The sequence below is a fragment of the Labrys neptuniae genome (assembly GCF_040797145.1).
Lineage (GTDB): Bacteria > Pseudomonadota > Alphaproteobacteria > Rhizobiales > Labraceae > Labrys > Labrys neptuniae.
Window position 1 is genome coordinate 1 of the sequence record NZ_JBFNQD010000004.1, and the last position, 25,041, is coordinate 25,041.

At 63.7% G+C, this 25,041-nt stretch carries 25 protein-coding genes and 1 pseudogene; 8 read left to right on the top strand and 18 right to left on the bottom strand.

Annotated elements, in window-relative coordinates:
- From ABXS05_RS13995 to glyA, 3 genes are all read left to right on the top strand, one after another.
- Positions 1-504, top strand: a 504-nt coding sequence (locus tag ABXS05_RS13995) for a peroxidase family protein (protein WP_367624322.1), incomplete at its 5' end; no start/stop codon positions are given.
- Positions 505-953: 449 nt separating this feature from the next.
- Positions 954-3,647, top strand: a complete 2,694-nt coding sequence (locus ABXS05_RS14000; protein ID WP_367624323.1) for a phosphoenolpyruvate carboxylase — start codon at positions 954-956, stop codon at positions 3,645-3,647.
- Positions 3,648-3,692: 45 nt separating this feature from the next.
- A complete protein-coding gene (gene glyA, locus ABXS05_RS14005; protein WP_367624324.1) occupies positions 3,693-4,997 on the top strand; it encodes a serine hydroxymethyltransferase in 1,305 nt (434 codons plus the stop codon).
- Between the two features lie 104 nt (positions 4,998-5,101).
- Here glyA and ABXS05_RS14010 read toward each other — a convergent pair whose 3' ends face one another.
- Positions 5,102-5,671, bottom strand: a complete 570-nt coding sequence (locus tag ABXS05_RS14010; RefSeq protein WP_367624325.1) for a hydrolase — start codon at positions 5,669-5,671, stop codon at positions 5,102-5,104.
- 120 nt (positions 5,672-5,791) lie between these two features.
- On the opposite strand from ABXS05_RS14010, the gene ABXS05_RS14015 reads away from it, so the two are divergent.
- Together ABXS05_RS14015 and ABXS05_RS14020 are read left to right on the top strand one after the other, a co-directional pair.
- On the top strand, positions 5,792-6,406 hold the full coding sequence (locus ABXS05_RS14015) for a TetR/AcrR family transcriptional regulator (RefSeq protein WP_367624326.1): 615 nt from the start codon (positions 5,792-5,794) through the stop codon (positions 6,404-6,406).
- Between the two features lie 152 nt (positions 6,407-6,558).
- Positions 6,559-7,416 carry a MipA/OmpV family protein gene (locus ABXS05_RS14020; protein WP_367624327.1) on the top strand — a complete coding sequence of 286 codons (858 nt, stop codon included), beginning with the start codon at positions 6,559-6,561 and terminating at the stop codon, positions 7,414-7,416.
- 127 nt (positions 7,417-7,543) lie between these two features.
- Here ABXS05_RS14020 and arsH read toward each other — a convergent pair whose 3' ends face one another.
- The 6 genes and pseudogenes from arsH to ABXS05_RS14050 form a co-directional block, all read right to left on the bottom strand.
- A complete protein-coding gene (gene arsH / locus ABXS05_RS14025) occupies positions 7,544-8,257 on the bottom strand; it encodes an arsenical resistance protein ArsH (RefSeq protein ID WP_311944981.1) in 714 nt (237 codons plus the stop codon).
- The gene (arsB, locus tag ABXS05_RS14030; RefSeq protein WP_367624328.1) at positions 8,254-9,309 is read right to left on the bottom strand and encodes an ACR3 family arsenite efflux transporter; all 1,056 of its coding nucleotides are present in this window, start codon (positions 9,307-9,309) and stop codon (positions 8,254-8,256) included. Before arsB ends, arsH begins: the two co-directional genes overlap by 4 nt.
- Before the next feature lies 1 nt (position 9,310).
- On the bottom strand, positions 9,311-9,778 hold the full coding sequence (gene arsN2 / locus ABXS05_RS14035) for an arsenic resistance N-acetyltransferase ArsN2 (RefSeq protein ID WP_437178672.1): 468 nt from the start codon (positions 9,776-9,778) through the stop codon (positions 9,311-9,313).
- Positions 9,755-10,141 (bottom strand): annotated as a pseudogene (arsC, locus tag ABXS05_RS14040) (arsenate reductase (glutaredoxin)); the annotation flags it as partial. The pseudogene arsC and the gene arsN2, both read right to left, overlap by 24 nt.
- Positions 10,142-10,149: 8 nt before the next feature.
- On the bottom strand, positions 10,150-10,692 hold the full coding sequence (locus ABXS05_RS14045) for an arsenate reductase ArsC (protein ID WP_367624329.1): 543 nt from the start codon (positions 10,690-10,692) through the stop codon (positions 10,150-10,152).
- Positions 10,685-11,047, bottom strand: coding sequence for an ArsR/SmtB family transcription factor (locus ABXS05_RS14050; protein WP_367624330.1), 363 nt, complete (start codon positions 11,045-11,047; stop codon positions 10,685-10,687). Before ABXS05_RS14050 ends, ABXS05_RS14045 begins: the two co-directional genes overlap by 8 nt.
- A gap of 47 nt (positions 11,048-11,094) precedes the next feature.
- Here ABXS05_RS14050 and ABXS05_RS14055 point away from each other — a divergent pair, with 47 nt between their 5' ends.
- A complete protein-coding gene (locus ABXS05_RS14055; protein ID WP_367624331.1) occupies positions 11,095-11,622 on the top strand; it encodes a DUF6428 family protein in 528 nt (175 codons plus the stop codon).
- 157 nt (positions 11,623-11,779) lie between these two features.
- Here ABXS05_RS14055 and ABXS05_RS14060 read toward each other — a convergent pair whose 3' ends face one another.
- The 11 genes from ABXS05_RS14060 to ABXS05_RS14110 form a co-directional block, all read right to left on the bottom strand.
- Entirely contained in the window at positions 11,780-13,336 is a 1,557-nt protein-coding gene (locus ABXS05_RS14060) for a B12-binding domain-containing radical SAM protein (protein WP_367624332.1), read from the bottom strand.
- Between the two features lie 114 nt (positions 13,337-13,450).
- Entirely contained in the window at positions 13,451-14,713 is a 1,263-nt protein-coding gene (locus tag ABXS05_RS14065) for a class I SAM-dependent methyltransferase (protein WP_367624333.1), read from the bottom strand.
- A gap of 24 nt (positions 14,714-14,737) precedes the next feature.
- Positions 14,738-16,120 carry a sigma-54-dependent transcriptional regulator gene (locus ABXS05_RS14070; RefSeq protein WP_367624334.1) on the bottom strand — a complete coding sequence of 461 codons (1,383 nt, stop codon included), beginning with the start codon at positions 16,118-16,120 and terminating at the stop codon, positions 14,738-14,740.
- Positions 16,095-17,897 carry a sensor histidine kinase gene (locus tag ABXS05_RS14075; protein WP_367624596.1) on the bottom strand — a complete coding sequence of 601 codons (1,803 nt, stop codon included), beginning with the start codon at positions 17,895-17,897 and terminating at the stop codon, positions 16,095-16,097. Before ABXS05_RS14075 ends, ABXS05_RS14070 begins: the two co-directional genes overlap by 26 nt.
- Positions 17,898-17,899: 2 nt before the next feature.
- Positions 17,900-18,295, bottom strand: coding sequence for an EamA family transporter (locus ABXS05_RS14080; RefSeq protein ID WP_367624335.1), 396 nt, complete (start codon positions 18,293-18,295; stop codon positions 17,900-17,902).
- Positions 18,292-19,428 carry a GNAT family N-acetyltransferase gene (locus tag ABXS05_RS14085; RefSeq protein WP_367624336.1) on the bottom strand — a complete coding sequence of 379 codons (1,137 nt, stop codon included), beginning with the start codon at positions 19,426-19,428 and terminating at the stop codon, positions 18,292-18,294. Before ABXS05_RS14085 ends, ABXS05_RS14080 begins: the two co-directional genes overlap by 4 nt.
- Positions 19,425-20,327, bottom strand: coding sequence for an alpha/beta hydrolase (locus tag ABXS05_RS14090; RefSeq protein WP_311945001.1), 903 nt, complete (start codon positions 20,325-20,327; stop codon positions 19,425-19,427). The genes ABXS05_RS14085 and ABXS05_RS14090 overlap by 4 nt, the downstream gene beginning before the upstream one ends.
- Positions 20,324-20,686: an EamA family transporter gene (locus ABXS05_RS14095; protein ID WP_311945002.1), complete on the bottom strand. Its 363-nt coding sequence runs from the start codon at positions 20,684-20,686 to the stop codon at positions 20,324-20,326. The genes ABXS05_RS14090 and ABXS05_RS14095 overlap by 4 nt, the downstream gene beginning before the upstream one ends.
- Entirely contained in the window at positions 20,683-21,597 is a 915-nt protein-coding gene (locus ABXS05_RS14100) for an arginase family protein (RefSeq protein WP_311945004.1), read from the bottom strand. The genes ABXS05_RS14095 and ABXS05_RS14100 overlap by 4 nt, the downstream gene beginning before the upstream one ends.
- Positions 21,594-22,310: an MtnX-like HAD-IB family phosphatase gene (locus ABXS05_RS14105; RefSeq protein ID WP_367624337.1), complete on the bottom strand. Its 717-nt coding sequence runs from the start codon at positions 22,308-22,310 to the stop codon at positions 21,594-21,596. Before ABXS05_RS14105 ends, ABXS05_RS14100 begins: the two co-directional genes overlap by 4 nt.
- Positions 22,307-22,522: a hypothetical protein gene (locus ABXS05_RS14110; protein ID WP_367624338.1), complete on the bottom strand. Its 216-nt coding sequence runs from the start codon at positions 22,520-22,522 to the stop codon at positions 22,307-22,309. Before ABXS05_RS14110 ends, ABXS05_RS14105 begins: the two co-directional genes overlap by 4 nt.
- 223 nt (positions 22,523-22,745) lie before the next feature.
- Between ABXS05_RS14110 and ABXS05_RS14115 the strand changes: the two genes are divergently transcribed.
- Both ABXS05_RS14115 and ABXS05_RS14120 read left to right on the top strand, forming a co-directional pair.
- On the top strand, positions 22,746-23,600 hold the full coding sequence (locus tag ABXS05_RS14115) for a fatty acid desaturase family protein (protein WP_367624339.1): 855 nt from the start codon (positions 22,746-22,748) through the stop codon (positions 23,598-23,600).
- 62 nt (positions 23,601-23,662) lie between these two features.
- Positions 23,663-25,009 (top strand): aspartate aminotransferase family protein, encoded by a 1,347-nt coding sequence (locus tag ABXS05_RS14120; protein WP_367624340.1) that lies wholly within the window; start codon positions 23,663-23,665, stop codon positions 25,007-25,009.
- Positions 25,010-25,041: the final 32 nt, after the last annotated feature.

Sequence of the window (25,041 nt, forward strand, 5' to 3'; positions counted from 1 at the left end):
AGCCAGGAGCAGACGGATGTGGAATCCTTCGCCGTGCTCGAGCCGGTGGCGGACGGCTTCCGCAACTATCTGAAGACCACCTACAGCGTGCCGGCCGAGGGACTGCTGGTCGACAGGGCCCAGCTCCTGGGCCTGACGGCGCCGGAACTGACCGTGCTGGTCGGCGGCCTTCGGGTGCTCGGCGCCAATGCCGGCGGCAGCCAGCACGGCGTGCTGACCGACCGGCCGGGCGCGTTGACCACCGACTTCTTCGTCAATCTGCTCGACATGGGCACGGCCTGGAAGGCGACCTCGGCGGCCGAGGAGGTGTTCGAGGGTCGCGACCGCGCCACGGGCGAGGTGAAGTGGACCGGCACCCGCGCCGACCTGGTGTTCGGCTCCAACTCGCAGCTGCGCGCCCTGGCCGAGGTCTATGCCAGCGACGATGCCAAGGCCCGCTTCGTCGCCGACTTCGTCGCCGCCTGGACCAAGGTCATGAACGCCGATCGCTTCGATCTCGTCTGATCTTCGGGTAAAGCGTTCGAAACTGCCTATATCGGTGGTTTCAATCATGCGGGGGCGGCCTTGGCCGCCTCCGTTTTCTTTTGCGGGCTCGCCGTACATCCTTCGCCTGCACGTCCGGACGGAGGCGACGGCCCGTCATTGCTCGGCAGGGCAATCGGTGTCATCCGGGCGGCCAGTCTTTCCACCACCCGAACGAGCAGGATTTCTACCCGTCCGGGCGTTTCCAACCGGGGCAAAACGCGGTCTGCTAAGCCAACCAAAAATCCCCAGAACCAAGCATTCGGGGGAACAGGCGAAAGGCCGGTATCGGGCCGCCTGCGGGATCGTGGCTAGAGCGTTTTGCGATGAGATGGGGTCACCTCGAATCGCAAGGGCGCGTCGAAACAAAGAGCGAGAGCAAACAAGCGGTCACACTCGAACGCGCTTTGCTCCAGCGAACGGGGGACGCCTTGGACGAGAGCAGGCCACTCAGTTTCCGCGAGGATGTACGCAGCCTGCTGTTCAGGCTGCTGCTATCCGTCGTGAGCGAACGCGAGCCATCTCTGGCTGCGGTGCTGGCCGGCACCGAACCGCTGGATACGCTCGACAAGAAGCAACGCATCTGCGCCCTGCAGGCGACCGGGATCTGGTTCCAGCTGGTCACCATCGCCAACGAGCTATTGGCCATGCGCGCCCGGCGTGAGCTCGAGCAGGTCGGCGGCGCCGACGAGATCGTCGGCTCCTTTTCCAATGTGATGGGGGAGATCGCCTCCGCCGGCTATCCGGCCGAGGAAGTGCAGGCCGCGCTCGATCAATTGTGGGTCGGGCCGACGATGACGGCCCATCCGACCGAAGCCAAGCGCGTCACCGTTCTCGAGATCCACCGCCGCATCTATCGCAAGCTCACCGAACTGGAGCAGCATCGCTGGGCGCCGCGCGAGCGCGAGCAGCATGTCAACGATCTCGCGAGCGAGATCGAGCTGTTGTGGATGTCCGGCGAATTGCGCCTCGAACGCCCCTCGGTCGAGCGCGAAATCGCCTGGGGCCTCCACTTCTTCCGCGAGGTCATCTTCGAGGCGACACCCCGGATCTACGAGACGGCCCAGGAGGCGCTGGCACGCCACTATCCGGAATATGACCTCAAGGTGCCGTCCTTCCTGCATTTCGCCTCCTGGATCGGCGGCGATCGCGACGGCAACCCCAATGTCACGGCCAAGACCACGGCCTATGCGCTGGATGCCTGCCGCCAGGCCATCATCGGCTGGTACATTCAGCAGGTGCGCCGTCTGGTGACCTTGCTCAGCGTCAGCGCCAACGTCGTCGACATTCCCGAGGATTTCGGCAAGGCCCTCGAGCGCCTCCTGCGCTCGACGGGTGCCGCATCGGCCGTCATGGCCCGCAACCCGGGAGAGCCGCTGCGTCAGTTCGCGGCGGGCATGTTGGAGCGCCTGCGCGCCATGCGCAGCGAGTCCATGGCAGAGCCCTATGTCCGCGCGGACACCTTCAACGCCGATCTCAGCGAGCTGGAAAACGTCCTCGTCCGGCTTGGCGGCTCCCTGACGGCACGGCGCCTCATTCGTCCCCTGCGCCAGCAGGTCGAGAGTTTCGGCTTCCGCACAGTCTCGCTCGACATCCGGCAGAATTCCACCGTGGTCAATCGCGTGCTGGCCGAGCTGTTCGGCCAGATCCCGGGAGGCGACTCTCCGCAGCCGGAAACCGGCCCATGGAGCGCGCGCCTGCGGTCCGAACTGCAATCGGGCCGGAGACCGGTTTTTGACCGGGCAACCTTGTCCGACGAAGCCCGGGAATTGCTCGACCTCTTCGACGTCATCCGCGAGGCTTCTGCCGATCCGGGTGCAGGCGCGATCGGCGCCTTCATCCTGTCGATGACGCGCTCCTGTGACGACCTGCTCGCCGTCTATCTGCTGGCGCAATATAGCGGTCTAGCCACGGCCGCCGACGGCAGCGGCACCATCAATCTGCGGGTGGTGCCGCTGTTCGAGACCATCGCGGACCTGCGGGCCGCCCCCGACATTCTCGACCAGCTGCTGGGCCTTTCCATCGTGCGCCGATCGGTGCGCGAATTCGCCAACCGCCAGGAAGTAATGCTCGGCTATTCCGACTCGAACAAGGATGGCGGCTTCCTTGCATCCAATTGGGAGCTGAGCAAGGCGCAGCGGCGCATCACTGCCCTCGGCCTCAAGCGCAAGGTCAAGATCAGCTTCTTCCATGGCCGCGGCGGTTCGGTCAGCCGCGGCGGGGCGCCGACCGGCCGGGCCATCGCGGCCCAGCCGGCCGGCACCATCGACGGCGTGATGCGCGTCACCGAGCAGGGCGAAGTGGTATCGTCGAAATTCGCCAATCGCGGCACCGGCCTCTACCAGCTCGAGATCCTGGCTGCGAGCGTGTTCGCCCATTCGGTCAAGTCGCGCAACGAGAGCCAGCTCAAGGACAATCCCGAGTTCAACGAGGCGCTGGAAGCGCTGACCGGCATGTCGCAGGCAACCTATTCCGGCCTGATCCGCGAGCCGGGTTTCATCGATTATTTCAACCAGGCGAGCCCGGTCGAGGAATTGTCGCTGCTCAAGATCGGCTCGCGCCCGGCCCGGCGTTTCGGCGCCCGTGACATTGCCGACCTGCGCGCCATCCCCTGGGTCTTCGCCTGGAGCCAGAACCGGCACCTGATCACCAATTGGTATGGCATCGGCAGCGCGCTCAACTCCTTCGTCGGCGTCCGCGGCGAGGCGGGGCTCGATCTGCTGCGCCAGATGTTCGAACGCTCGCGCTTCTTTCGCCTCGTCGTCGACGAGGTCGACAAGGGGCTCTACCAGACCGACATGGAGATCGGGCGTCTCTATGCCTCGCTGGTGCAGGACGGCGAGGTTGGCGAGCGCATCTACCGCAAGATCGCGGCCGAATATGAGCTGACTCGCAAGATGATCGCCGAGGTCAATGGCGGACTGGCCCTTTCGGAGCGGTTTCCCTCCTTCAAGCGCCATTTCGACCAGACCCGCCCGCAGATGGATGCGATCCACCGCCTGCAGGTCCAGCTCCTGCGTGAAGTCCGCGCCCAGGACGGCAAGTCCGCCAGCCCCAAGCGAGCGGTCAATGCCCTGCTGCTTTCGATCAACTGCATCTCGGCCGGGCTCGGTTGGACCGGCTGACGATGGTCATATCAGCGCCTCCGGGCGCCATAAGGGAGGAGTTTCATGGACAGCCCCGTCAGAACCGATAGCACGGATATCGGCCATTTCTTTCACGATACCTTGTCCAAGGCCGATTCGGCGGTCAGCGGTGCGATCGGTCGCGAGCTCCATCGCCAGCGCGAGGAAATCGAGCTGATTGCCTCGGAAAACATCGTCTCCAGGGCCGTGCTGGAAGCGCAAGGCTCGGTCCTCACCAACAAATATGCCGAGGGCTATCCGGGGCGGCGCTATTATGGCGGCTGCCAGCATGTCGACGAGGTCGAGGACCTTGCCCGCGAGCGGGCGCGGCAGATGTTCAACTGCAGCTTTGCCAATGTGCAGCCCAATTCCGGCAGCCAGGCGAACCAGGCGGTGTTCATGGCCCTGATGCAGCCGGGCGATACCTTTCTCGGCCTCAACCTCGCCGCCGGCGGACACCTCACCCATGGCGCGCCGGTCAACCAGTCGGGCAAATGGTTCAACGTGGTTTCCTATGGCGTCGACCCGCAGACGCACCGCATCGACCTCGATCAGGTGCGCGACCTTGCCAGGACGCATCGGCCGAAAATTATCCTGGCCGGTGGCTCGGCCTATCCGCGCATCATCGATTTCAAGGCTTTCCGGGAGATCGCTGACGAGGTCGGCGCCAAGCTCTTCGTCGACATGGCGCATTTCGCCGGCCTGGTCGCCGGCGGCGTCCACCCCAACCCGCTCGACCATGCCCATGTGGTGACGACCACGACGCACAAGACCCTGCGCGGTCCGCGCGGCGGCATGGTGCTGTCGAATGACGAGGAGATCGGCAAGAAGATCAATTCGGCGGTCTTCCCCGGCCTGCAGGGCGGCCCGCTGATGCATGTGATCGCTGCCAAGGCTGTGGCCTTCGGCGAGGCGCTGACCCCTGCGTTCAAGACCTATGCCGCCAATGTCGTCCACAATGCCAGAGCCCTCGCCGAAGCGCTGTCCTCCGGCGGTGTCGACATCGTGTCGGGTGGCACCGATACCCATCTGATGCTGGTGGACCTTACCCGCAAGAACCTCACCGGCAAGGCGGTGGAAGCGGCGCTCGGCCGGGCTCACATCACCTGCAACAAGAACGGCATTCCCTTCGATCCCCAGGGGCCGATGGTGACCTCCGGCGTGCGCCTGGGCACGCCGGCCTGCACGACACGCGGCTTCATGGTCGAGGAATTCAAGGAGGTCGCCCGCCTCACATTGGCGGTGATCGATGGTCTCGCCGCCAATGGCGAGGAGGGCAATGCCGCTGTGGAAGCCGGCGTGCGCCAGGAGGTGAGCGGCCTGCTCGCGCGCTTCCCGATCTATGACTGAACGACGACGCAGCGGAGGGCCATGGCGACTGTCCGAGCCATGGCCTTGTCCCGCCGTAGTCTTAGGGTTCTAGCTGCGTATCCCCGACCGTACCTGCGGGCTTGTCATGGCTGCAACGTGACGTCGTCGGCCTTGGTCACGCGGGCGAGCAGCGGGAAGATGCGCTGGAAGGCGAAGGCGTGCATGTCGGCAGCGCGGCCTGTGCAGGCGTCCTCCACCAGCACGACGGCATAGCCGTGTTCATGGGCGGCGCGGGCGGTCGATTCGACGCCGATATTGGTGGCGATGCCGCCGATGACAACGGTGGTGATGCCGCGGCGCCTCAGCTGCAGGTCGAGTTCGGTGCCGTAGAAGGCGCCCCATTGATGCTTGGTGATCCTGAGGTCGGAGGGGTCTGCAAGACCGTCGGCCAGATCCGCCCAGCCCTCGGGAAATCCGCCGGGCGGTATTCTCATGGGCTGGTCGACCGGTGCCTTGAGGGCATCGCCGCGATCGGCGGAGAAGGCGACATTGACAAGGATGACGGGCGCTCCAGCTGCCCGAAAGCGCCGGGCCAGTTCCTGCCCCTTGATCAGCACATCGGGGCCGGAATAGGGCTCGGCGGCCGTGCCGACAATTCCCTTTTGCAGATCGATCAAGATCAGAGCCGTCGTCGAGGCGGGCAGAGCGGGCATGGATTGATCCTTTTGCGGAGTTTTCGACTACCTCGCGCCAGGGTTGCATGATGGCGGGGAGATCGATATCTATTTGAGGAATTGCTCAAGCAGCGTATGTATTTGAGGATGAGCTCAAATTTGTCAAGCCAGAAACGCAAAACCTTGGCGCCCCAGCGCGAGGTCGGCCGGCAGCGCGTCGCCGAACTCCTGGAAGCGGCGGCGGAGGTGATCCAGGAGCGGGGCTTCGAGGCGACCACCATGGCGGAGATCGCCCTGCGCGCCGATGCCCGCATCGGTTCGCTCTATCGCTTCTTCCCCAGCAAGGACGCGGTGGCGGATGCGCTGATGGATCATTATGCAACGGTCCTTGCCGCTGCCTATGACGCCGTGCGCGATCAGGCGGCAGGCGCTACGCCGGAGCAGTTGGCGGACATCCTTATCGATCTCCTGGTGAAGCTTCATCCCCAGGCGCGAGCCGTTACGGCCCTGCTGGATTCCAGGACGGATTGGACGCAGATCCGCCTGCGCTTCCGCGCCCAGGCTCTTGCCGGCGTGCGCGCGGCGCTGATGGCCAACGCGACAGGCCTGGCGGAGGCCGAGGCGGACGACATCGCCGCAGTCGTGCTCAACAATATGAAGACCATGGTCGGCATGATGCGCAAGGACGCGCCGACGACGCAGGGCGCGCCGGACCAGCTCAGATTGATGAACCGTCTCTATCTGGGGGCCAAGCTGACGCCGGCACGGCCATGACGATTGACAATCAAGACGAGGTGACGAACGGCAGAGCTCTCCCGTGGCACAGGCGCGTCATGCCCATGAAATCTTAAGCCTCTAGCCTGATTTTGCTTGTCAACGCGACGGAACGCGCCGCAAGTACGATCCAGTTTGAGGATGCCGCGTCCATGCGTTCGAGAGTATTGCCCGTTCTGGCTTTCCTTGGCTTCGCCGCCGGCACGTTCATGCCCGGCTCGCGAGTGCATGCCGATGAACGTTCTCCCTATTCGGTGCTGAACTTTTCCTCACTGCCCGACGCCGGTCCGGACTGGATCGTGACGGTGGGGGTCGGGACGCAGTATGGACCGACCTATGAGGGAGCCTCGAAAACCAGCGTTACCGTGCTGCCCTCCGATTTCGACATCAGGCGAGCAGGGGAGGCACCCGGATGGGGCGCCCCCGATGACGCATTCTCGTTTTCGGTGTTCGAAAGCCATGGCTTTGCCATTGGGCCCGCTGCCGATTTCCGTGGCGGCCGCTCGCGATCGGATGAGCGGGACCTCACCGGCGTGCATACGGTGCCCGCGACGCTCGATGCCGGCCTGTTCATGGAATATTGGCTGATCGAGAATCAGCTCCGTGCCCGGGCGGAAGTGCGCCAGGCCCTGCGGGCCGGGCAAGGGCTGGTCGCCGATTTCTCGGCCGACTGGGTGCAGCCCTATGACGCTTTCACCTTTTCCATCGGCCCGCGCCTGTCGGTCGGCAACGGCACCTATATGCGCTCCTCCTTCGGTGTGACGGAGCGCGATGCCGTGCGCAACGGCCAGGTGGTCCCCTACGACCCCTCAGCCGGCATCAAGGCCTATGGTGCCCTAGCCTCGCTTTCCTACCAGTTTTCACCGGCCTGGAAAGCGACGCTCTATGACAAATACGAGCGCCTGACGGGCGATGCCGCGGACAGCCCGGTCACGAAGCGTTTCGGTTCGCTCAACCAGAACACGGTCGGCCTCAGCCTGAGCTATTCCTTCGGCCTGAAATTCCGATAGGCGGGCGCAGCGCCATGGAAGAGTCGCGCGAGAAATCCGCCAGCACGGCAGGTGCGTGGTAGGAAGCCCTCAGTGCAAAGATCTGTGCCGCCCGATGATGGTGATCACTGGCCAGCGTGGGATTGAGTCATCGGACTTCCGTCAGTTTGAGACGGGCTTCAAGGGCTGCGTGTGCTTCCTTCCGCTCGCTGTAGCGATCGGTGAGGTAATCCGAGGCATCGCGCGTCAGCAGGGTGAACTTGACCAGTTCTTCCATTACATCGACGACGCGCTCGTAATAGGATGAGGGCTTCATACGACCGTCGGGCGTGAACTCCTCATAGGCCTTGGCGACCGAGGACTGGTTGGGGATGGTGATCATTCGCATCCAGCGGCCGAGGACGCGCATCTGGTTGACCGCATTGAAGGATTGCGAACCGCCTGAGACCTGCATGACGGCAAGCGTCTTGCCCTGGGTCGGGCGTACCGCTCCGATCGACAAGGGAATCCAATCGATCTGTGCCTTCATGATACCTGTCATGGCACCATGGCGCTCAGGGCTGCACCAGACCTGCCCCTCTGACCATTGCGACAGCTCCCGTAGTTCGCGGACCTTGGGATGATCTGCCGGCTCGGTGTCCGGCAGCGGCAAGCCATGCGGATCGAAGATCCGGGTCTCTGCGCCGAAATGCCTGAGGAGCCGTTCCGCTTCCAAGGTCAGCAACCTGCTGTAGGAGCGTTCCCGCAGCGAGCCATAGAGCATCAGGATGCGTGGCGGATGTCCCGACGCCTTCGGCCGCAGACGATCGAGCGAGGGGATTTGCACGCAATCAGCGGCGATGTTGGGCAGGTCGTTCGTCATCCATCGCGTCCTTCCGCTGCGGCCGCGGAGGAACCCCGCTCATACCAAGGCTTGGATCGATTCACGATCCACACCACGGACAGCATCACCGGTACTTCGATCAGCACGCCGACGACGGTTGCCAGGGCGGCCCCCGAGTTGAAGCCGAACAGGCTGATGGCGGCGGCAACGGCAAGCTCGAAGAAGTTGGAGGCGCCGATCAGGGCCGAGGGGCCGGCGACGCAATGCTGTTCGCCTGCGATGCGATTGAGCACATAGGCAAGCCCCGCATTGAAATAGACCTGGATCAGGATCGGTACGGCAAGCAGCGCGATGACTAGGGGTTGAGCGATGATCTGCTCGCCCTGGAAGCCGAACAGCAGCACCAGCGTGGCGAGGAGCGCCAGCAGGGAGAGGGGGCCGATGCGCGCGAGAAAATGGTCGAGCCCCGCCTGGCCTCCGGTGGCCAGCAAGCGACGGCGAAGCCACTGTGCCACCGTCACCGGAATGACGATATAAAGCCCGACCGACAGGACGAGCGTGCCCCATGGCACGGTGATCGCCGAGAGGCCGAGCAGCAGGCCGACGATCGGCGCGAAGGCGACGACCATGATGGCATCGTTGAGCGCGACCTGGCTCAAGGTGAAATGCGGCTCGCCCTTGGTCAGGTTCGACCAGACGAACACCATGGCGGTGCAGGGCGCCGCAGCGAGGATGATGAGCCCGGCGATGTAGCTGTCGATCTGGACAGCCGGCAGATAGGGCCGGAACAGCCAGCCGATGAACAGCCAGCCGAGCAATGCCATGGAGAATGGCTTGATGGCCCAATTGATGAAGAGGGTGACGCCGATGCCCCGCCAGTGCCGGCCGACCTCGCGCAGGGCGGCGAAGTCGATCTTCAGCAGCATGGGGATGACCATCAGCCAGATCAGCACGGCGACCGGGAGATTGACCTTGGCGATCTCGGCGGCGCCGATGGTTTGGAAGGCCGCCGGCATCAAATGGCCGAGTGCAATGCCGGCGAGGATGCAAAGGGCAACCCAGAGCGTCAGGTAGCGTTCGAATGTGGACATGTCAGAAACTGATCTTGCGGGTCATGAGCACCGCGCTGGCGGGGCAAAGCGATGACGCCTGGCGTGTCGCCAGGATTGCGATGGGCGCAGCTGCCCGCTCTACCGGCTTGAAGCCGACGCGAGAGAAGAAATCAGATGCCGATGTCGTCAGGAGCCAGGCTCGCTTTGCACCAGCTTCATAAGCCCGGTAGAGCAGCAAGGGCACGATGTTGCGGCCGATCCCCGTTCCTCTCGCCTCCTGCGGTACCACGACCGATCGGATCAGAACCTCGTCGCCCTGCAACTCATAGCCGCCAAAGCCGACAGGCTGGCCGTCGAGTGTGTGATAGGCAAAGAATCTGCTGCCTGGCTCGGCGAGGTCGTCGACCGGTAAGTTTTCCGCCTGGAGGGCGGCGACAAAGGCCGGATTGGTCGGAGCTGCGGCGACGTCCTTCAGGAAGGGAACACCTTCCTCCTTTTCGATCCTCAAGCGTGCCATTGCTTGAGGAAGGAGATCAAGCGCGACGTCGGACGGTCGGCAGAGCTTCACGCCAAGTGGACTGACAACGATGGGCCGGTTGATCAGGACGGGGTGTGCGATCATCGCATCCAGGAGCTGATCGTCGGTCAGATCAGGCGAATCCAATCCGAGTTCCGCATAGGGCGTGCCCTTCTGCCGGATCAGCGCTCGCACGCCGATACCCATTCGCTCGACGAGCCGAGCCAGCAGGGCCCGTGAGGGAGGCGTTTTCAGATATTCGATGACATGGGGCTCAGTCCCCCATTGCCGGATCAAGGCCAGTGTGTTGCGCGAAGTGCCGCAATCGGGATTGTGATAGATGACGATATCCATGCTGGCCGTCATGCCGCGCTGTTGCGGGGCGAGGTTGCCCCTTCGGATTGGCCGATTTCGATGAGCTGTGCGCGTAGGGATGCCTGATCCAGGCTGGCGACTGGCAGAGCGATGAAAGCACTGATGCGGTTTTTGAGAAAACGCAGCGCCGTGACGAACGCCGTTTCCTTCTCGATGTCGCTGCCCTCGACACGAGCCGGGTCCTCGATGCCCCAATGGGCCGACATCGGGTGCCCGGGCCAGACCGGACAGGTCTCGCCATGCGCGTCGTCGCAGACGGTGAAGACGAAATCCATCTGCGGCACATCAGGCCCGGAGAACTCGTCCCAGCTCTTCGAGCGCAGGCCTTCGATCGGATATCCAGCCCGTTCCAGGCAATGCAGTGCGAAATGATGGACGCTGCCCCTGGGCTTGCTGCCGGCCGAGAAGGCGTTGAAGCGGCCACGGCCATCCTTGCGCAGGATGCTCTCGGCCAGGATCGAGCGGGCCGAGTTGCCGGTGCACAGGAACAGCACATTGTAGATGTGCGAAGGCGCATGCGGGTCAGGCATGGGGGATATCCTTTCGAGGAGCACAGCACGCCGAGAGCGAGGCGACGGCGGGATTGCAGACTTCCGGGTGGCCCTGACAGCAGTCACGCATGAGGAATTCGATCAGGCCGGAAAGCGCCGGATAGGCCGCGCTGTAGAGGATCGAACGTCCCTCACGGCGCGATTCAACCAGACCGGCCTGCTCGAGGTGGCTGAGGTGAAACGACATGCGCGAGGAGGAAGCGCCGTCCATGGCCTCGCCAATCGCGCCTGCCGCCAAGCCGCCCGGGCCAGCCGTCACCAGCAGCTTGACGATCCTCAGCCGTGTTTCCTGGGATAGGGCGGCGAAGGCATTGAGGGCTTGCTTTTCGTCCATTTTTATCTCAACATCTCAAGACTCATTGAAATGATGGATACACCAACATGAACGCTTCTGCCAGCCCATTGACGATCGAATTTGGCGGCGATGCCTCGCTCGACGGTTTCCGAGCTGCGTTGAAGCCGCATGCCGGCAAGGGGCTGGTGCTGCATTATGGCGAGCGGACGATACGGCCCGGCTATCATGTCACCGAGGTCAAGGCGGGCTCGTTCGTCACCCTGGATTGTGGCGGCAATCCGGATGCCTGGCGAGAAACGATCCTGCAGGTCGAGGACATCGAGGCGACCGCCGACGGGGATTTCATGTCCGTCGCCAAATTCGAACGAATTCTGCAACGGGTCGCGGAAAGGCTGGAGCTTGAAGCGGATGCCCGGCTTACCTTCGAGGTGGGCCAGCCTGGCGAGCCCATGCAGATATTCGATGTCGGTGCACTTGAAATCGCCGGTGGCGAGCAGATCGTCCTCAAACTCGAAGGGCGCCCGGCAATTTGCAAGCCGCGCCATCGGCTCGAGCAACCGGCCGGCGCGACGGCGTGCTGCAGTTCGAAAGCAAGCGGCGGCGGGTGCTGCTAGCACTGCAGTTGCGTTTGCATGAAGGAGCACGGGAAAAGGGGAGTGTCAGCCTCCACAGCTCCATCAAGTGATGGAGCGGGGCTGACACTCCAAATCCCCTTCGAACAAAGAAGCAACTGTAGAGTACTAGGCCGAGCGCAGGCTTGCTCCGCATTTTTCAGAACGAGTTGACGATCCGGCCGGCCCGCATATCGGTGATCATGATGTGGGCGTGGTAGTGCATGGCGCATTTGATCGCATAGATCTGCATTACCACCGGTGAGCGCCGGCGTTTGAGCATCGTCCACAGGCGCTGGCGATAGACCCGGCGCAGTTCCTTCTGGGGTACCCGGCGCATCAGGCGCAGGAAGATGCCGGCGGCCTCGAGCATCCACATCAGGTTGAGCCTTGCCAAACGCAGCGGATGGCGGCGCAGATGCCGCAGCCTCGAGCGTTCGGGCCTGATGCGCTCGTCGAGATAGAGGGCATCCAGGCGATCGAAATAGGCCTGGGGCTGGTGAAGATCGGCCATTACGTCCAGATAGCCGTCGCGCAACGCCTCGCGGCTGAAATTGAGGGGGATGACATTGGTGCCGTAGGGCTGCCGGTCGGCGAGGTCGAGGCGGCCCTCCTTGGCGAGGCGGCTATAGAGCGGCGTCTTGGGAATGGCTGCGAGCATGCCCACCATGGCATTGACGATGCGCGAGTCCTTGATGAAGCGGCGCTGGGCCTCGAAGATGGTGGCATCGTCACTGTCGAAGCCGAGGATCATGCCGCACCACACCTCGATGCCGCTGCGCTGGATGGTGTGGACCTTCTCCAGCATGGTGGCGCCCTTGCGCACGTTCTGCAGCTTCTTGGTTTCGCGCAGGGCCGCCTCGTTCGGCGTCTCGATGCCGATGAATACCACCCTGATATTGGCGTCGACCATCAACTCCATCAACTCGGCGTCGTCGGCGAGGTCGATGGAGGCCTCGGTGACGAAGGTCATCGGATAGTCATGCGCGACCTGCCAGGCGATGACGTCACGCAGCACGTCCTTGATCGCCTTCTTGTTGCCGATCAGGTTGTCGTCGACGATGAAGGCGGTATCCATGCCTGTCGCCAGCAACGCCTCCAGTTCGGCGATGACTTGCCTGCTGGTCTTGATGCGCGGCTTGCGACCGAACACCACGATGATGTCGCAGAATTCGCAGGTGAACGGGCAGCCGCGCGAGAACTGCACGCTGCCGACGGCGTAGTCGTCCATCTTGAGAAGGTCGAAGCGCGGTACCGGCACCGTGCTCATGTCGGTTTTGTCGGCCTGTTCGTAGCGGCGGGCATGGCGGTTCTGGATCCAATCATCCAGAAAGCGCGGCCAGCTTTCCTCGGCCTCACCGACGAAGGTGACGTCGGCATCATCGCCGAAATAGTCCTCCCGCACGGTGATCCAGGGCCCGCCGACCGCCACGAAACAATTGTGGCGCTTGAGTTCGTCGAGGATCTCGCGCATGCGGAAACGCTGTACGATCATGCCGGTGAGGCCGATAATATCTGCCCGGGCGCAGAGCTCGTAGTCGATTGCTTCGACGTTTTCGTCGATCAGGGTCACGGTGTGTTCGGCCGGTGTCAGCGCTGCCAGCAAGGGCAGGCAGGCGACCGGCAGGTTGGCCTTGGCGTCGAACAGGGGTAGGGCATGTTCCAATCCCCAATAGGAAGCCTCGAAGCGCGGATTGATCAGCACGATATGGGCCATGGTCGTCACCGTTCAGTGGTGTTGAAGGATGTTCTTGCGGCTATTCCATCAGTTCGTTGCGTTCGAAGGTTTGCCCGGCGGCGAGCCGGGCGGGAGCAGTTGGCGCGCGCCGTCTCAGGCCGCGCTGTCGAGTTGCGTGTCTACATTTGTAAAATTGCCGGCGGCCGGTGGGTGCGCGGCGGCGATATAGTCGCGCGTCATCGGCAGGGCCTGGTTGGACTTGGCAAGCTGGATCTGGAACACCACGAGGTCTTCGCAGCGGAAGGCAACCTCGGCGGCGGCAAGGTAATATTCCCACATCCGGCAGAAACGAGCGTCGTAGAGCGCCTCGGCCTCGCTCCAGCGCGCCAGGAAGCGCTCGCGCCAGGCTCTCAGGGTTTCGGCGTAGTGCAAGCGCAGCACCTCCACATCGGTGACGATCAGCCCGGCGCGTTCGATGGCCGGCAGGATCTCCGAGAGCGAGGGAATATAGCCGCCGGGGAAGATGTATTTGTCGAGCCAGGGCGTGGTGAAGCCGGGTTCGGCCGAGCAGCCGATGGTGTGGAGCAGCATCACCCCATCATCGGCCAGGAGCCGGGCCGCCGTCCTGAAGTAGGTCTCGTAATGGGCAAGGCCGACATGCTCGAACATGCCGACGGAAACGATGCGGTCGAAATGCCCCTGGACACTGCGATAATCGATCAGTTCGAAATGGACGCGGCCTTCGGCGGCACCCTTGGGCCGCGCGCGGGCAAAGGCGAGTTGCTCTTCCGACAGGGTGACGCCGCGGACCTCGCTTGCACCCGCTTCGGCGATCGAGCAGGCGAGGCCACCCCAGCCTGAGCCGATGTCTAGCACCTTGTGCTGTGGCCGGATCCGCAGCTTGGCGATGATGTGTTGCTTCTTGGCAGCCTGAGCACCCTCCAGGCTCTGGCCCGGATATTCGAAATAAGCGCAGGAATATTGCCGGTCGGCATCCAGGAACAGATTGTAGAGGCGTCCATCGAGATCATAGTGATGCGCGACATTGCGCTTGGAACGGCTCGGCAGGTTGCGCAGCCGGAATCGGCGCAGGGCGGCGCGGGTACGATCGATCAGGCGCGCGGGCAGGGGATGGGTCTGGTTCTGGCCCTCGCGCAGGATGAGATGGACGAAATCGTAGATCGAGCCCTGCTCGACCAGGAAGCGCTCGTCCATATAGAGTTCGCCGAGCCGCATGTCGGGATCGGTCAGTAGAGCGATGACGCCAGCCCGGTCGGTCAGGCGGACGGTAACCGCTTCGCCACTGCCGTCACCGAAGGCGAGCCTGGTTCCGGCGGGCGTCACCACCGTCAGATTGCCGTGGCTGACGATCCTCGCAAAAGCCCAGAGCAGGATGCGGTCCAGGGTGGAAGCCATCTCATGATCTCCTATGGGGCGACGCTAGGAGCGCGGCCCGACCGTCTTGGAGACGGTGATCTCGTATTTCTTCAGCCGGTGCCAAAGGCTGCGTTCATTGATGCCGAGCAGTTCGGCTGCGCGCACCTGCACGCCGTCGGCCCGCTTCAGGGCCTCGACGATGAGACCGCGCTCGAAGGCGGCGGCGGCATCGTCGAGTTGAATGGGAAAATCCTGCGCCGTGCCGTTGCCGGGCTTTTCGGCGATGTAGGGCGGCAGGTCGGTGGCCGATATCACCGGGCCCCGTGCCGAAATCAGCGAACGTTCCACGCAGTTCTGCAATTCGCGGATGTTGCCGGGCCAGCGATAGGCGGCCAGCACGCGCACTGCATCGGGACTGAAACGGATGTCGCGCTTGCCGAGCGTGGGCGCGAGGTCGTCGGCGAAAAGATCGAGAAACAGCGGAATGTCCTCGGCGCGTTCGCGCAGCGGGGGCAAGGCAATCGGGAAAACGGCGAGGCGGTAATAAAGGTCCTCGCGGAACTTGTTCTCAGCCACCATCTGGGTGAGGTCGCGATTGGTCGCGGCGATGATGCGCACGTCCGCCGTGCGCGACCCCGTCGCGCCCACCGGTTCATATTGACGCTCCTGCAGCACGCGTAGGATCTTGGCCTGCAGGTTCAGCGGCATGTCGCCGACCTCGTCGAGGAAGAGAGTTCCGCCCTCGGCCTGGGCGAAGCGGCCGACACGGTTGCTGACCGCGCCGGTGAAGCTGCCCTTCACATGGCCGAAGAACTCGCTTTCCAGCAGCGCTTCGGGAATGGCGGCGCAATTAACGGCGACGAAGGGCTTGCGCTGGCGCGGGCTGTTGAAGTGGATGGCGCGTGCCACCACTTCCTTGCCCGAGCCACTCTCGCCGGTGAGCAGCACGGTGGTGCGCTGTTCGCACACTTCGCTGACCGCGCGCAGCACCTTCTGGAAGGCCGGAGACTTGCCCACCAGCGTGTCGAACTTGTAGCGCCCCGCCAGTTCCTGGCGTAGCCGTTCATTGTCGCGCAAGGCCTCGTGAAGGCGCAGCGCGTTGGCGAGGGTCGTCGCCAGTTCCTCCTGTTCGATCGGCTTGTCGATATAGTCGAAGGCGCCATCCTTGATGGCCTGGACCGCGTCGCGCACGGTCGAGTAGGCCGTCATGATCACCACAGGCATCGAGGGATGGCGACGGTGAATCTCGGCCAGCAATTCCTGCCCGCTCATGCCGGGCATGCGCAGATCGCTGAGCACGAGGTCGACGGGTTCTTGCTCCAGCCGCTCGAGCGCGGCAGCACCGCTGCTGGCGGTGAGCGGGCGGTAGCCCAGCCCCTCCAGCACGCCGCTCAGCACGTCGAGCAGCTTCACCTCGTCGTCAACGAGCAGGATCGTTTGGGACATCGCCTGCCCTCCGTTGGGATGCGGGTATCACGAGTTCGAAAATGGCGCCGCCATGCGCAGCGTTGCGGGCCTCGATCCAGCCGCCATGGCCCTCGGCAACTGCGAAGACGCGGGCGAGGCCGAGGCCGGTGCCGCTGTCCTTGGTGGTGACGAAGGGATCGAAGATGCGGTCGATCAGGGTTGGCGGGATGCCCGGGCCATTATCGGCAAAGATGAAATGCACCTCGTCTCCTTCGCTGGCGATGCGGATATCGAGACGCGGGCGAACGGCAAGGCCGGGTGCCGTCGCCAGTTCGGGCATTCCTTCCATGGCTTGCAGGGCATTGAGCACCAGGTTGAGGCAGGCCTGGATCATCTGGTCGCGATCGACATGGATGCGGGCACCGCCGCTTTCATCCTCGACGTTGACAAGGATTTTCTGATGCTCGATCTCGCTCTGGCAACTGCCGAGAACCCGGTCGATCAGATCGACGGGAGCCAGGTCCATCATGCGCTGCGGCGGCCGGGCAAAGGCCAGGAAGTCGCGGATGAGCTGGTCGATGCGGCGGACTTCGTCGATGACATAACCGAGGCGCCGCGTTTCCACCTCGGTCAGATTGGCACCGTTCTGCAGGAGTTCGGCGGACGTCTTGATGATGCCGAGCGGATTGCGCACCTCATGGGCGAGGCCGGCGGCGACCTCGCCGAGCGTGGTCATGCGCTCGCGCCGTCTGAGCTTGGCCTCCATCTTGCGCAGACCCTCCAGCTGCTGGGCCATCGAGTTGAAGGCGGTGGAAAGCTGGCCGAGCTCGTCATGGCGGCGCGTCGGCACGCGTTGGGTGAAATCGCCCTTCGCGATGGCGTTGACGCCTTCCGCAAGGCGGATGACCGGGCTGGTGAGCAGGCGCGACATGATCAACCCGGCACCGAGCGACAGCAGCATGCCGAAGGCGAAGATGGCGATGAACAGGTTCTTGCTCGTCACCCAGTCGGCAATACCCGACTCCGAACTGAGGCCGCAAAACAGCACGCCGATGAGATTGTTGCCGTCACGGATCGGCGCATAGATGCCGATGGAGGTGTCTTCGTCGTCGATGTCGGCGGATGTATACTCGTCAGCGGCGTTGCCGGCGACTTCGGCCAGCGTTGCCGGGGGCAACGCCACTGAGGCTTGGCCGCCGGAGGCGTAGACCTGCGTGAACTGACCGTTGACCTTGTAGTAGAGGCGGACGGTCAGCGACGACAGCGCTCCCATATTGGCGACGAAGCTCTGGTCGACCAGCGTGCCGATCAGCACATGGTAGCGCTGGCCCTGATAGTCGAAGGTGCTGGAACCCGCTGCCATCAGGGTCGGCGTACCGTCGATCACGTCGAGATAGAGCTTCTGCCCCTCGCCGAAGGGCACGCTGGTGATGTTGGTGGCGGGCTTGGAGGAGAAGACGATCCTGCCTTCATTGTCGGAGATCAGCAGGAGGTCGTAGCCGAGCGCGTTGATCATATGCGACACTGCCGGCGGCATTTCTCGCGACTGCCCGGTGACGAGAGCGGTCAGGCTGCCGTTCTCGGCGAGCACGTCGGCGATGCTGGCAGTTTCCCGACGCTGGTCGAGAATGTTGGCCACGAAAAAGTGCGAGGTCTGGAACAGCCAGGCCTCGACATTGTCCTCGAAGGTGGTGGAGACGACCTGCGTGGCGAATTTGGTCGCGATCAGCATCGGGATGACGCTGATGATCACGAACACGCCGACGAGCTTCCAGCGTATCGACCGGCTCCACCATTTATAGAGAACGGTGAGCATCGTCACCCGTCGCCTCCTCCCATGACGACCACCCCCGCGACGATCAGGCCGATGCCGACCAGGCGCCAGGGTGTGAGCTCTTCACCAAAGACGTAGTGGGAGGCGATGGCAACCACCAGCATCACCACGGCGGTGAGGGGAAAGCCGAAGCTGAGTGGAATGCGATCGAGGATGACCATCCAGGCCGAGAAGGCACCGAGATAGCCGAAGACACCGACGATGACCCAGGGATTGCTCGCCGCTTGCATGAGCCAGGCAAGGCCGAAGGGCAGATGGGCCAGCGCCTCGCCACCGATCTTGAGGGCAAGCTGGGAGGTGGTCTCGAACACGAGCAGGAGCAGCCACGCAAACAGGGTATTGCGGTAGTCCGGGCGCATGGCGGATATCGCGTTGGTCATGCCGCTTCCTTCACGAGATTGGCGATCGCGGGATCGAAACGGTCCAACCGCACGAATTTGGCGACGACTTGCAATATGGTGTTAATTGCCGCGTTGCGATGGCGGAAATATTGCCAATTGGGCTGCAACCGGCAGCCGAGCCGCAGCTTGGGGCCGTAGAAGGCCTGGCCGCTCTGGTAGACGGGGATGCCGCGCTCGATGCAATAGCGGACATTGTGCAGCCAGCTGTTGAAGTAGAGATTGAATTTCGGAACGACGGCGTAGTTCATGCCGATATATTTGTCGATCAGGCGATCCGCGGTCTCGATCACGAAATTGAAGGCGACCAGCTCGTCGTCGTGCCAGTAGAGGAAGACACTGGCCTCCGGGGCGAGAAAGCGCAGCAGCTGCGGGAAATAGTCCGGCGGCAGATATTCGAACTGCAGGTCGCTATGGGCGACGGTCTGTTCATAGAGAGCCGACACTTCGCCGACCACGTGGTCGATATTACGGCGCTGCTCGACCCGGATATCCTTGAACGCCTTGAGCTTGCGCCGCATATCCTTGCGGGTGGCCTTGCTCAGGCTCTCGAGATAGCCGTCGAAACTGCCGTAAGGCAGGTCGAGCACGGCCGTGGGCAGGCCGGGCAGACGCGTGAAGCCGCTCGGCGCGAGCGCGCCTCGCCATAGGCCGTCGTCCCGGGCAGGAGCATCCTTGATGCCGAGCAGGCCGTAGCGCTTGGCCGCCCCGAATTCCTGCAGCGCGGTGACGATGCGCCTGAGCAAGGCCGGGCGGTCATAGGCCGGCACCTCCGGCGCGAAGCCGAGATGGCAGATCTCGGCAACCGGCGAGCCGAAGGCAATCAGGCGCAGCGACAGCAGGGCCGGCAGCAGGCGATGGACCTGATTGGTGATCCGCTTCAGGACGCCCTGCACGGTGGTGTCGAGGCGATATTCGGTGCCGAAGGCTGGCACCACGGCGACCAGGCGGCCATTGTCGCGGATGGCCGCGTAGTACCAGGTGAAGCCGGGCGGGCCAGCCTCCTCGCAGGCGCGATAGAAGGCCCAGTTCTCCGGGTCGGACGGAAAGCAGCGGTTCCAGTCCGCGCTGTCGAAGGCGGTGATCGAGTTTTCGACGACGGCGGTGAGCGTCATGATCGTCCTCGATTGAGCGCCAGGCTCAGGCTGGGAGCAGCAAGCCGGCGGGGCTCGGTACGCTTGAGAAAACCGACGGAATGATCGATCACCAGCTCACGTTCCTGGTCGAGCGTGATCATGTGGTAGCTGTTCTCCAGCAGGATCTTCTCGACATTGCCGCCAAGATTGGCCGCCAGGTAATTGGCATTGCGGATGCTGGTGACGTCGTCCTCGCGGGCATGCAGGACCAGGACCGGCATGCGCAAGGCGGGCAGGCGCGGTTTCAGGTCCCGGATGAGGTAAAGAAGCTGGGCAAGGCTGCGGCCGGGCATATAGAGCAGGCCCGCCTCTTCGCTGCGGCCGGACTCCATGGCGGCCTGCACCCTGGCCCGCAGCCTGTCGTCCTTGATGCCGTAGGGAAAATTCTCGCGGAAGCGGAAGAAGCGCCCGAGCCCGAGCAGGATGGCCCCATGCAAAAGCACACTGCCGCGCGGCACGCTCCAGCCGTCATAGAACATAGTCGGCGAATAGAGCAGGCAGCCGGCCACCCGGTCGGACCGGTGGGATGCCACCAGTAGGGCTAGCAGCGCGCCCATCGACAAGCCGCCGACGAACACGGCGTCGTGGTCCTGGCGGATCCGGTCGAAGGCTTCGAGCGCGCTGGCGAGCCAGTCCTTCCAGCCGGTCGCGGTGAGGTCGGCCTCGCTGCCGCAATGGCCCGCAAGCTGCACGCCATAGACCGAATAGCCGGCCCTCACGAGACCCTTGGCGACCAGCTTCAACTCGGCCGGCGTGCCGGTGAGCCCATGGATCAACAGGATGGCAGTCGGGCCGCCGGCATAGTGAAAGGCATGGGGCTGGGCGGGAGCCGGCGAGCTTTCGGCCTCGGACTTGCCGATAGGGGTATGGACGTTCATGTCGAGGTCCCCACAATGGCGACGCCTACGGCGATGAGAGCGGTTCCAAGCCAGCGCCGGCGCGATACCGGTTCCTTGAGAATGAAGCGGCTGGCGAGCGCGATGCCGCAATAGGAGAGGCTCGCCAGCGGGAAGGCCACGCTCAGCGGCATACGCGACAGCACGAACAGCCAGGCGCCGATCTCGATGGCGTAGGTCGCCACGCCCAGCCAGATCAACGGCGTCGTCGTGACCTTGAGCCAGACCGGCCGCGAGGAATCCCCGCCCGTGACGCCGTCGAGGCCCGCCTTGAAGCAGAGCTGGCCGACGACATCGCACAGGATCGTGCCGAAGAGGACCAGAAGGGCGAAACCGTTCATAGGGCAGCCTCGAAGGCGGCGATCAGCCGCTCGTTGGTATGGGCATTGACGGAGAGATCGGGTTCGGCGTCGGAACGCGGCTGATCGAGCCGGGCCTCGATGAGCTTGAAGGGATTGCGGTGGCGGATCGGCGCGTATTCGCCGCAGATATCGGCGCCGACCACGCTGAAATTGGCTGCCAGGCGCCTGATGGCTTCGATCAGGCGTTGCAGCGGCAGTCCACCCTGGTCCCAATTGGTCACGGCTTCCGTCGGCGGCAGCACGTCCTTGTCGATGGTGATCCAGATCCGCTCGGTCGGCACACGCTCCATCAGGGCGCAAAGGAAGTCGCCCCAGTCCTGGTCCACCAGATTGTGCCAGCGGATCAGCCCGTCGGCGGCGACATGCCCGGCGCCGCTGCGGACGGCCTTGCGTGTTTCCGAGGGACCATGCCACCAGGGGAAGAGTTCCAGCCGTCCGTTCGATAGAGCCTCCAGATTGGCGCCCTTGCGATCTGGACGCACGAGATCGTCGCTGCAGGGGCCGATGGTGACGACGCGCTGGACATGCGGCAGGGCGAGCGCTTCGTTGACCCAGGATCCGCAATGGCGGCGGGGCATGGTCCAGCACCAGTCGGGGTGATTGTCGAAATGGAGTACGGTCAGCGGCCCCGGAGCCGAGGCGATGAAACTGGCGGTGAGGTGGTGGAAATCACCCGAACCCACCAGCGTCAGCGCCGGTCTCGACGAGGCCGGCAGGCTGGCCCAGAAGCTCTCGAAGGCGGCATAGGCCTGGCGGCGTGCCCATAGACGCAGGGCCGGCCCAAGCGAGCGCAGGTCATGCAGGACAGCCTGGCCGGACTGCAGGCGCCGGGCGACCGGCCCCTGGCCGGGCAGGCTGCCGTCGAGATCCAGGACCCGGATCGGCATCATGGCAGCACCCTGCCGGGGATGCCGGCTTCCAGCAGGACGGCTTGCTTCTCCTGTCCGAAAAAGGCGCCGCTGGGAGCATGTGTGGGCAGGTCGGCCAAGCCGGCGGCGCCGAGGTTTGGCAGCCGCTCGGCCAGGAGCCGGGTGACCTCGGCAAAATCCGCATAGGGCAGGTGCACGATGCCATTGGCCTGGCAGTGCTCTCGCAGGCCTGCCTTGGCAAAGACGAGATCGACGACCCCGGCCGCGCAGTAGTCGGAACGTCCGTCACCGATCAGGATGGCGGTGTGCGCCTCCGCGGTGCCGGCCGAACGCACGGCTTCGCATTTGCAGGTTCCGGCCGCCGAATGACAGGCCGAGGAGGCATGCGGGCTGAGCATGGCATGACGATCCTCGGCCAGGAACATCAGGCGATTGGCGATAACCGGCAGGTCGCCCAGGCCGACGCGCGACAGGATGCGCCGGATGGCGTAATCGAGGCCGTCGCTGACGATGATCGGCTCGATGTCATGGTCTCGGCAGAAGGCGACGAAATCGACGAAACCAGGATCGATGTCGACGGCGTCGAGCAGATGATCGAGGGCAGGGCGGCTGCAATGCAGCAGCGCCACCTGGCGGGCCATGCAAACGGCGGAGCCGATCAGGCCCGCCTGCCATTGGGCTTCGATGTCGCGCCAGCCAGGTGCCGCAAAGGCTTCCAGCAGCACGTCGGTCACGTCGCTTGTCGCAATCGTTCCATCAAAGTCGCAATATATCCGATACGCCATTTCACGATCCGCCGGCAGAAGGTTTTGCCCCCTTCATCGCAAGATGCATGCCAGTCGGCTTTCTTGGGATCGCAGGCGTCCTCGTCCGCTTTTCTCTCGCTTCTCAAAGCAGTTGTTACGGCTTGTGGCGGCGAATGAGCGCAGGCGAGGGCACGGATCACCGGCCTTCCTCCAAATTGCGAGCTACAAGTTTTGTAGCTCGCGTCAGGAAATGTCGCGGCGCTGGCCGCCCTCCCATTCGCGGCTATGGCGCGCAACACGTCGAAAGTCGTGGCGGAATGCGGGCATTCCAGGCTTTGGCGGTCTTGGCACGTTCCTTGCGGTTGGTGTGGCAGCCGCTCTGTGGGTCGCCGCAACCAGGCGACCGAACCAGGAACGTTCAAGATGCGCATTCTGCACTATTCAACATGGGACTGGGTACCCGTCGTACTCGGGACCGCTCATTTCCTCGCCGTGATCGGGTTGTTCGTCGCCTTCCCGCATTTGTCCTGGTGGAGCTTCATCTGCCTGGCGCTGATCTATTCGCTATCGATATCCTGGAATATCAACAGTATATCCCACAACTTCATTCATAATCCGTTCTTCGCCAGTCAGACCCTGAACGTCGTCTTCAGCTTCATGCTGTCGATCACGCTCGGTTTTTCGCAGGCCATGTACAACTTCGTCCATATGCGCCATCACAGCGGCAATATGGACAGGCCCGATGAGGCCGGAAAAACCATCGATTACCTCTCGATCTACAAGCATGGCCATGACGGCAAGCCCGAAAATGTCTGGGCCTATACCTTCCTCAGCTATTTTCGCGATGACCCGGCCGAGATCCTCCGGGCCATGGCGCTCAGGCGCCCGGGGGAGGCCCGACAGGCCAAGTTGGAACTTGCTGTGATGATCGGCTTTTATGTGGTGCTGGCGCTGCTCGACTGGCGCTTCATCGTCTGCATGCTGCCGTTCAACTATCTGGGCCAGTGCCTGTCATCCCTCAACGGCTATTACGAGCATTTCGGCGGCGACCCGGAAAAGCCGCTGGCCTGGGGCGTGAGCACCTATGAAAAGGTCTACAACTGGACCTGGATGAACAATGGCTACCATGCCGAGCATCATTACCGGCCCAAGGTCCATTGGACCAAGATGCCCGAGCTCCACCGCACCATTGCCTCGGAGCAGGAGCAGGCCGGCACGCGGGTGATCCGCCCGCCCCATCCCCTTGGCTTCCTCGACGCCGATCTGGCCCAGCACTGACGCACGCCCGTCGGTTCCCATGTGACGCGCCTGCCAAAACCCTCCTCAATCGAGACAATCCCGTGAATTACATCAGCCCTTCCCTCACGCGTACCACCACCAGCGCCTCCCTGTTCGAAACGGCGCGCCATGTCATTCCTGGTGGCGTGAACTCGACCGCCCGGGCCCAATGGTCAGGCTGGCTGCCTTATCCCCTGTTCGTCGAAAAGGGTGAAGGATCGCGGCTCGCCGATGTCGACGGCAACCACTACATCGACTATCTCCTCGGGCTTGGCCCGATGATCCTGGGACATCGCCCGCCCAAGGTAACCCGTGCCGTCGTGGAGTTCATCGAGCAGCGCGGCACCGTCTTCGCTTTGCCGACGGCCGACGAGGCGGTCCTGGCCGAGAAGATCGTGGCCGCGGTCCCCGGTGTCGAGCAGGTGCGCCTGTGCAATACCGGCACCGAGGCGGTGCTCTATGCCACCCGACTGGCGCGGGCCTTCACCAGGAAGCGCAAGATCATTCGCTTCGAGGGTATGTACCATGGCTTTTCGGATGGGGTGTATTGGAGCAAGCATCCGCCGATCGACAAGGCTGGACCCGATCACAGCCCCAAAGCGGTGGCGCAGGGTCCCGGCATGCCGCGCGGGGTGGAAGAGAACTTGATCATCCTGCCCTGGAACGATGCGCAGGTGCTGGCCGACGTTCTGGCCAGGCATGGCGAGGAGATCGCCGGCATCATCACCGAGCCGGTGATGTGCAACACCGGCTGCATCCTGCCCAAGCCCGGCTATCTGGAGGCGATGCGCGATCTCGCCACCCGGCATGACGTCGTGCTGATCTTCGACGAGGTCATCACCGGTTTCCGGCTCGGCCTCGGCGGCGCCCAGGCGCGGTTCGGCATCCGGCCTGACCTGTCGGTGTTCGCTAAGGGGCTCGGCGGTGGCTTCCCGGTAGCGGCGCTCGGCGGCCGCAAGGAGATCATGAGCCTGGTCGCCGACGGTACCGTGTCGATGGCGGGCACCTATACGGCCAACGGCATTGCGGTCGCCGCCGCCAATGCGGCGCTGGACGAACTCGGCCGGGACGGGACCTATGAACAACTGGACGCCATCTCGGACGAATTGAGAACCGGCCTCGACCTCGTCCTGAAGCAGGCCGGGCTGCCCGCCTATACGGTCGGGCTTGGGCCCCTGATGCAGGTGTGGTTCGCCGACAAGCCGATCCACAATTATCGTGACGCCGAGCGCCATGCCGACCAGGACCTGTTCCGGCGCTGGTTCGAGGGCATGCTGGAGCGCGGCGTGCTCTTCCATCCCGGCGCTTACGAGAATCTGTTCGTGTCCACGGCTCATAGCCGCGAGGACATCGCCGTGACATTGGCGGCCGCCAAGGACGTCGCCGACAGCCTCGCGCGGACGATGTGATCTTCGGTCGCCCGATGGCTTGCATCCGGTGG